This window comes from Caldicoprobacter sp. (assembly GCF_047459465.1).
Classification (GTDB): Bacteria; Bacillota; Clostridia; order Caldicoprobacterales; family Caldicoprobacteraceae; genus Caldicoprobacter.
In genome coordinates this window covers 1-7071 of the sequence record NZ_VSCO01000095.1, presented here as the reverse complement: position 1 = coordinate 7071, position 7071 = coordinate 1, and the positions used below count along the sequence as shown (strand labels likewise).

The following is a 7071-nucleotide window of genomic DNA, read 5'->3' as shown; positions in this document are numbered from 1 at the left end:
ATAAATCAACAATCTCCGAATGTTCTCCTGCAAAAGCCACCGACAGCTGATAACCCTTTTTACCTGTTTTGTTAGGGAAATAACCCTTGTTGGCAAACTCATAAGTTTTCCCACTGGCTAAAAGACCAGACTGGTCGATATCAACCACCACTGGCTCAGGAGAGTGTATGGAATGACTATGTTCTGTAAACAGCTGGTTATGAATGTTCCTAAGTTGGATTACACTTCCTTCGTCAGTGCGAATCAGTAGCCTGTTTATTTGTGACTGGTCAGGGAACCGCTCCATAGAAAGCATGTTAGCTGCTAGGCTTTCTGGTCCCAGTACTTCATTGATATCTTTGGTATATTCGCACCCCATAATGATAGAGACTAAAATAGTGAATAATTTCTGGGTGACTGTGTAGCGAACCTCCTTCATTTTGAGAGTAAAAGTTTCAAATGGTTTGAAAAAGCCGATATCGAAGGCAAACTGTATTATTGAAGCTAGCCACACCGAAATAGTTTCCTTATTGCAATTACTAGTCGAAAATGTTATTCTATTCATAGGGTAATACCACCTTTCGATTAGTTTTTGTGGTAAGTTACTATTTCGACAAAGGTGGCTATTACCCTTTATGTAATTATTGGAATATTAACCTTAGGAAAATTTATACATTTTTTCTTCATTCGTTTGCACAAAATTTAGGTAACAACGTTTATTAATAAAAGGAGTGAAATAAAAATGAATGGGATGTTAAAGAAAAAATGGTTTTTAATTGGGATCATTGGAGGTGTTGTTCTAATGGTAACTTTGTTATTGGTAATTATGAACGAATATGGGGTTTTTAATGGGGATGAAAACCTGACAGTTAACAATACACAGGGACAAAATGGTAAGGAAGAGCAGGAGCCTCAAGAATCTAATGAACAGGAAGGGGAAGTTAATATCCCTGCAAGCGATTTAGCTGATAATGCTAATGCGGCTGATTTACCACAGAATAAGGAGGAGCCATCCATTGAAGAGGATATTCCTTCTTTGGCGGAGACTTTTAAAGATTATTTCCCAATTGGGGCAGCTATTGAACCAAGCTATACTACCGGGTTGATAGCCGAGCTGTATAAAAAACACGTGAATATGTTAGTAGCGGAAAATGCGATGAAGCCGGAGTCTCTCCAACCAAAAGAAGGCAATTTTAGGTGGGGCCCTGCTGATAGGATCGTGCAATTTGCGAAGGAAAACGGTATGGAACTCCGCTTCCATACGCTTGTCTGGCATAATCAGACACCCGACTGGTTTTTTAAAGATGAGGAAGGAAAGCCGATGGTTGAGGAGACAGACCCAAAGAAGCGTGAAGAGAACAAAAAGCTTCTGTTGAAACGACTGGAAGAGCATATTCGTGCTGTGGTCTCGCGCTACAAGGATGATATTAAGTCATGGGATGTGGTCAATGAGGTAGTTGATCCAAGTGGGCCCAACGGCATGAGAAACAGTCCGTGGTATCAGATTACCGGGACCGAGTACATCGAGGTGGCGTTCCGCGTAGCACGAGAAGTGGGAGGACCCGATATTAAGCTCTATATCAACGATTACGGTACCGATGACCCCGTCAAGCGCGATATCTTGTATAAATTGGTGAAAGAGCTGCTCGAGAAAGGTGTGCCAATAGATGGGGTAGGGCATCAGACGCATATTGATATTTATGGGCCGCCTATTGAACGAATTATTGAGTCCATGAAAAAATTTGCCGAGCTGGGATTGGATAATATTATTACCGAGTTAGACATGAGTATTTATTCATGGAATAATCGAAGTGACTACGGTGAAAATATACCGGATCATATATTGACCTTACAGGCTAAACGTTATCAAGAATTGTTTGAGGCGTTAAAGGAGAATAAGGATATTGTAAGTGCAGTGGTATTCTGGGGCATTTCGGATAAATACTCTTGGTTGAATGGTTTTCCTGTGCAGCGAACCAATGCTCCGCTGTTGTTCGACAGGAATTTCCATGCCAAGCCGGCTTTTTGGGCAATTGTAGATCCTTCCAGACTGTCGGAGTGAACTGATTGATGGCTATAGTTAAGAGGTGTAAAACCATAAAGGCTGAGAGGGGAGAGATGATGAACTCAGCTCCTCGAACAAAGCTTTTAATTGCTGTGATAGGTGTAGTTGTTATTGCGAGCGTTGCAGTATTGGCCGGCATTTTGGTGAACAGATCAAGGAATGGCGCAACTGTTGGAAAAGTTGAGGAGGGAGAAACTGTGGTAACGGAAAAGGATTATGGGATGGCAAACAATCCTGTAATTTGGGCAGATTTTCCCGATCCCGATGTAATACGCGTCGGCAACGAATATTATATGGTCAGCACAACGATGCACATGATGCCAGGAACACCTATTATGAGGTCAACCGATCTGGTCAACTGGGAAATCATTGGGTATACTTATGACCGTTTGGAAGAGAACGACGCGCACAATCTGCGAAATGGCATGAATATATACGGGAAAGGCGCATGGGCGCCTTGTATAAGATACCATAACGGTAAATTTTACGTGTTATTTGCTGCGCTGGATACAGGCAAAACCTATCTTTTTAGCGCAGAGGATCCAAGAGGCCCATGGGAGAGGACGGAATTTCACGAGTATTTACATGACCCTTCGCTGCTATTCGATGATGATGGAAAGGCGTATATAATATACGGCCGGACCAATATCATGATTAAAGAGCTTACGCCCGATTACAAGGCCATCAATCCGTCGGGACTGAATAAGGTCATCATAGCTTCCAATCAGGAAGGGATGGAGGGATCACACGCTTACAAGATCAATGGGAAATACTACATCACTACCATATGGTGGGAAAGCGGGAATATAAGGAGGCAATATGTTTACCGCGCCGATCAAATCGATGGGCCATATGAAGGACGCCTTGTGTTGAGCGATACCATGGGATACAAGAGGAATGGTGTGGCACAGGGAGGCCTGGTAGATACTCCGGACGGTAAGTGGTATGCCATGCTCTTTCAGGATCGCGATGCGGTGGGCCGTGTACCCGTGCTGGTGCCGGTAAGATGGGAAGACGGTTGGCCGGTTTATGGCGATGAACAGGGGAAAGTTCCCCTTCAGTTCAAAAAACCGGGCGATAGCTCTTTCGTTTCACAGCTGATTGTAAGCGACGAATTTTATCAGGAAGACATTGTAGAAGTGAATGCCGCATCTCCTGTTATGGAAGAATCTTCCGAGACATCAAGCGTAGAACTCGTGGTTAATGGCAGCTTTAATGAGGGGACTTCCGGTTGGACAGGTAAAGATGGTGCAAAGCTGGAAGTCATGGTGGAAGATGGCAATAGCGTTGTCCATGTTTCTAACCGACGGGTGACGGGTGCCGGCATCGAGCAAAATTTCGGGTGGCGAATCGTTCCGGGTAAAAGGTATAAGGCATCCTTCCGCGTTAAATATACTGAGGGGCCAGAATCAAAAGAATTCATCCTTACTGCGCGAAAGGTAAAGGATGGAAAGACGACATTTCAAAATTTAGTTCGGGGAACTGTTAAAAGGGGACAATGGACGGAGATAACCGGTTCTTTCATCATTGAGGATACGCCGGATAAGTTATATCTATTTATTGAGACGCCGTGGGTGGAAAATCCGCACCCCATAAATGACCTTATGGATTTTTATGTTGACGATGTGTCCATCAAAGAAAATCCGATAACCCAGGCTGAACTGAATGAAGCGCTACCAAACGGCTCTGTGCTCGGTCTGACCTGGCAATGGAATCATAACCCCGATAATACCAAGTGGTCCCTTACGGAGAGGAAGGGTTATTTGCGCCTTTATACTTGTAACGTAGTCGAGGATATTCAGCAGGCAAGAAACGTCTTGACCCAACGGACGCTGGGGCCATATTGTTCGGGTTGGATTTTGATGGATGTAACCCATATGCTTGATGGGGATTATGCGGGGTTGGCTGCTTTTCAGCAGGAATACGGCTTTATCGGGGTGACCAGGGAAGGCGATGATTTTTATGTAGTAATGGTGGATAAAGGGGAGGAAAAAGCAAGGACAAAGCTTTTGCAGCATCAAGTGTATTTGAAAATAGACTTTGATTTTACGGTAGATAAAGCTACCTTCTATTATAGCTATAACGGCAAGGATTGGAGCCAGCTGGGCGGCAAATTGGCCATGCGGTATACGATTCCTCATTTTATGGGATATCGATTTGCAATATTTAACTACGCTACAAAGCAGACGGGCGGTTATGTGGACGTGGACTTCTTTAGGTTTGCCGACAGACTGACGGGAAATACTACTTCTACGGAGTTAAAGGCTTATTTGGCAGAAGATACAATAGAGTTGAGCAGTGACCTGGAAAAGGTATATGATTTTCGAATACTTGTGAATGAAGTGCCAGGCAACGAGAGCATGTATGGTATTCGTGCGTCTTTGAGCATTCCAAGTGAACTGGAAGTAATGAGCGTTGACGTAGTTGGAAGTAACTTGAAAGCCTCAAAAGTGGAGCTTAACCAAAAAGATGGTGAATACGACTTGAAAATATATAACCCAGACGGTTCACCTATAAGTTTTCTCAATTACGGGTTGGACAAAGAACTGTTAGTGGTAAAATTGAGGGTAAGACAAAAGATGTCAAAATCTTTTAGTAAGGAGGTTTCGATTAAATCTATGGAGATCCAAGGTTCAAATGGTAAAGCCATCAATTACGATGTCAGCAGCGCGGTACTGAAAGTAAACTTTACTGCTCCCACAGCGGCTGTTGGTAAGGTTCCGCCAAATGGAAACCCCTTGATTTCGCATAAATTTGGGGCTGACCCGTGGGCATTGGTGTACAAAGATCGCGTTTATGTGTATATGACCAATGACATACTGGAATATGATGAAAAAGGAGATGTAAAGGATAACACCTATGGGAAGATCAACAAGATATCTGTGATTTCTTCTGACGATCTTATGAACTGGACGGATCACGGAGAAATCCATGTAGCAGGTCCTCAAGGAGCGGCGAAATGGGCCAGTCAATCATGGGCACCTGCGGTGGCTCATAAAGTGATTGATGGCAAGGACAAATTTTTCCTGTACTTTTCCAACAATGCCAGCGGTATAGGCGTTCTTACGAGCGATAGTCCTATTGGTCCGTGGGAGGACCCGCTAGGTAAGCCCTTAATTTCACGTTCAACGCCTGGCGTTGAAGGCGTCGTATGGCTGTTTGATCCTGCGGTGTTGATAGACGATGACGGTAAGGCCTACATCTATTTTGGAGGAGGGGTTCCCCAAGGGCAGGACGATATGCCCAACACTGCTCGCGTGATGCAATTAGGCGATGATATGATCAGCGTTGTAGGCGAGGCTGTTACTATACCCGCACCGTTTATGTTTGAGGCCTCCGGCATTAATAAATATAACGGCGTCTATTATTATACCTATTGTACCAATTTTTATAGCGGACCTCGCCCAGAGGGGAGCCCGCCGGCTGGTGTAATTGCCTATATGACGAGCACCAACCCAATGGGACCATGGGAATATGGGGGAGTAGTCCTTAAAAATCCCGGTCACTTTTTCGGAGTAGGAGGCAATAATCACCACTCGCTTTTCGAATTCAAAGGTAACTGGTATATCGTTTACCATGCACAGACCTTGGCTAAAGCGATGGGGATTCCAAAAGGTTACCGTTCTCCCCATTTAAATCAAGTTTTCTTCAATGATGACGGCACCATTCGGGAGGTCATCGCCGATTACGAAGGAGTACAACAGCTTAAACCCTTTAATCCTTATACTAGGGTGGAGGCAGAGACATTTGCGTGGAGCGCTGGTATCTCCACCAAGTCAATCGTAGAAGGCGATCCTACACAAAGAGCTTTAACAGATATTGAAAACGGTGACTGGATTGGGCTGTCAAAGGTCGATTTTGGCAACAAAGGCCCATCCACGTTTACAGCAGTGGTTTCTAATGTCAATGTTGAGAGCGTTATTGAACTTCATCTGGATAGCGTAGATGGGAAATTGATTGGAACTCTCACCATTCCCAAAAATAGCGGACAATCAGAGTGGAAAAAACTTACGGTTGAAGTTTCAGAGGTACAAGGAGTACACGATTTATATTTAGTATTTAAGGGTAAATCAGAGGTAAAATTATTTGATTTTGATTACTGGTACTTCAGTGAATAATGAGTTTTCAATGGTTCGCCATAAAGCTTTTTCTTCATATAAAGAATGTAACAAAAAATATAAGGGGGTTGTTTAGAATGAACGAGTATATGAAAGAATATCCTGATAAGGACAATCTTCCCGTTTATTTGGACCCGGATCAGCCGTTAGAAAAAAGGGTGGATGACCTGGTATCGCGCATGACGCTTGAGGAAAAAGTATCGCAGATGATATATGCCTCATCTGCAATACCGCGCTTGGGCATCCCCGAATACAACTGGTGGAACGAATGCCTCCACGGCGTTGCGGCGGCGGGTATTGCCACCGTGTTCCCGCAAGCCATAGGGATGGCGGCTTCGTTTAACGATAAACTTCTGTATAAGGTTGCCTGCGCCATTTCCGATGAGGCACGGGCTAAGCACCATGAGTTTGTGCGCCAGGGCGATAGGGGCATTTTCAAGGGGTTAACGTTCTGGTCCCCGAATGTGAACATATTCCGTGATCCCAGGTGGGGGCGCGGGCAGGAAACCTACGGGGAGGATCCCTACCTGACCGGCCGAATGGGTGTTGCATTTATAAAAGGGTTGCAGGGAGACCATCCCAAGTATTTGAAGGTGGTGGCCACGCCCAAACATTATGCAGTACATAGCGGCCCTGAGCCTATGCGCCATTCTTTCGATGCAAGGGTGAGCCAGAAGGATTTAAGGGAAACCTATTTGCCCGCCTTTAAGGAATGCATAAAAGAAGGCAAAGCCGAATCCATAATGGGCGCATATAACCGTACAAATGGCGAACCTTGCTGTGCCAGCCCCACGCTGCTCCAAAAGATTTTGAGGGAAGAATGGGGCTTTGAGGGCTATGTGGTGTCCGATTGTGGGGCAATTGAAGATATACATAAGCACCACAAGGTGACCAATACGCCGGAGGAGT

3 protein-coding genes and 1 pseudogene are annotated in these 7071 nt (G+C 44.7%); 3 read left to right on the top strand and 1 reads right to left on the bottom strand.

Annotated elements, in window-relative coordinates; translation table 11 throughout:
- Window positions 1-544: pseudogene (locus FWJ59_RS06810) on the bottom strand (hypothetical protein); the annotation flags it as partial.
- Between the two features lie 177 nt (window positions 545-721).
- Between FWJ59_RS06810 and FWJ59_RS06805 the strand changes: the two are divergent.
- From FWJ59_RS06805 to FWJ59_RS06795, 3 genes are all read left to right on the top strand, one after another.
- Window positions 722-2041, top strand: coding sequence for an endo-1,4-beta-xylanase (locus FWJ59_RS06805; RefSeq protein ID WP_414481213.1), 1320 nt, complete (start codon window positions 722-724; stop codon window positions 2039-2041).
- A 59-nt stretch (window positions 2042-2100) separates the two neighbouring features.
- The gene (locus FWJ59_RS06800; protein WP_414481214.1) at window positions 2101-6162 is read left to right on the top strand and encodes a family 43 glycosylhydrolase; all 4062 of its coding nucleotides are present in this window, start codon (window positions 2101-2103) and stop codon (window positions 6160-6162) included.
- Window positions 6163-6239: 77 nt separating this feature from the next.
- The coding region (locus FWJ59_RS06795) for a glycoside hydrolase family 3 protein (RefSeq protein ID WP_414481212.1) at window positions 6240-7071 on the top strand (832 nt) is incomplete at its 3' end.

Bases quoted from the DNA above. Each gene is read 5' to 3' on its own strand.
- FWJ59_RS06805 (WP_414481213.1), top strand. From the start codon at position 722: ATGAATGGGATGTTAAAGAAAAAATGGTTTTTAATTGGGATCATTGGA.
- FWJ59_RS06800 (WP_414481214.1), top strand. From the start codon at position 2,101: ATGAACTCAGCTCCTCGAACAAAGCTTTTAATTGCTGTGATAGGTGTA.